Source organism: Kitasatospora sp. NPDC001175 (genome assembly GCF_053598215.1).
The window spans coordinates 1-1,675 of record NZ_JBSFJU010000211.1 but is presented as its reverse complement, the minus strand read 5'-3'; the positions used below and the strand labels follow the sequence as shown (position 1 = coordinate 1,675).

The 1,675-nt window shown below is 64.1% G+C and carries 1 protein-coding gene; it reads left to right on the top strand.

Going from position 1 to position 1,675, the window contains the following annotated elements; genetic code table 11:
• Positions 1-1,675: condensation domain-containing protein (locus tag ACWDAK_RS41205; RefSeq protein ID WP_449806592.1), on the top strand; the 1,675-nt coding region annotated here is incomplete at both ends.

Below are 1,675 nucleotides of genomic sequence, written 5' to 3'. Positions count from 1 at the left end.
CATCACCCGCATCAACACCACCCTCAACACCAACCTCACCATCCGCGACCTCTTCGACAACCCCACCACCACCCAACTCGCCCACCTCACCCAGAACCAAAACCCACACAACCGCAACCGCCCCGCACTCACCACCCAAACAAGGCCCGAACACCTACCGCTGTCCCACGCCCAACAACGCCTATGGATCCTCGACCAAATCGAAGGACCCACCCCCACCTACAACATCCCCCTCGCCATCCACCTCACCGGCACCCTCAACACCCACGCCCTCACCCAAGCCCTCAACGACCTCATCAACCACCACGAACCCCTCCGCACCACCTACCCCCAACACAACGACCAGCCCTACCAACACATCCACCCCACCCAACCCACCCACCTCACCCTCACCCACATCCACACCACCCCCGACCAACTCACCCACCACCACACCACCCACGCCGCCAAACCCTTCAACCTGAGCAACGAACTCCCCATCCGCGCCACCCTCTTCACCACCAGCCCAACCACCCACACCCTCCTCCTCACCCTCCACCACATCGCCGCCGACGGCTGGTCCCTCACCCCCCTCACCACCGACCTCACCACCGCCTACACCGCCCGACTCAACAACCACACCCCCAAACTCACACCCCTCACCACCCACTACGCCGACTACGTCCTCTGGCACAACCAACTCCTCGGCAACCCCGAAGACCCCAACAGCGAACACAACCGCCAACTCTCCTACTGGACAGAAACCTTGGCGGACCTCCCCGAACAACTCGCACTGCCCTACGACCACCCACGCCCCAGCACCCCCAGCCACCAAGGCGACACAGTCACCTTCCACATCACCCCCCAACTACACACCCACCTAACAGGCCTGGCACACACCACCGGCGCCAGCACCTTCATGGTCATCCAAACCGCCATCGCCACCCTGCTCACACGCCTCGGCGCCGGCACAGACATCCCCCTCGGCACCGCCATCGCCGGACGCACCGACGAAGCCACCGACAACCTCATCGGCTTCTTCGTCAACACCCTCGTCCTACGCAACAACACCACCGGCGACCCATCGTTCCGCGAACTCCTCGAACGCACCCGCAACACCGACCTCACCGCCTACACCAACCAAGACATCCCGTTCAACCACCTAGTCGAAACCCTCAACCCCCACCGCACCAACGCACTCCACCCGCTCTTCCAAGTCATGCTCGCCCACCGCAGCACAGCCCCCGAAAACCCCCAATTCGACGGCCTCAACACCCACATCGAACCCGTCCACCCCGGCACCGCCAAGTTCGACCTCACCTTCGACCTACTCGAAGAACACACCCCCGAAGGCAAACCCAACGGCACCCACGGACACATCGAATACAGCACGGACCTATTCGAGCGGTCGACGGTGGAAGGACTGGCCGGTCGCCTGGTGCGCCTGCTCGAAGCAGCGACCACCGAACCCGACCTACCCATCAGCAAGCTGGAAATCCTCAGCCCCGAGGAACGCGAGCTGGTCATCGAACGGTGGAACGACACCACCCGCGATCTACCAGCCGCAACACTGCCCGAACTGTTCGCCGCCCGCGTCGCCGCCGACCCGGACGCACCCGCACTCACCCACCCAGGCGGAACCCTCACCGCCCGCGAACTCGACGAGCACGCCAACCGCCTCGCCCACCACCTCATC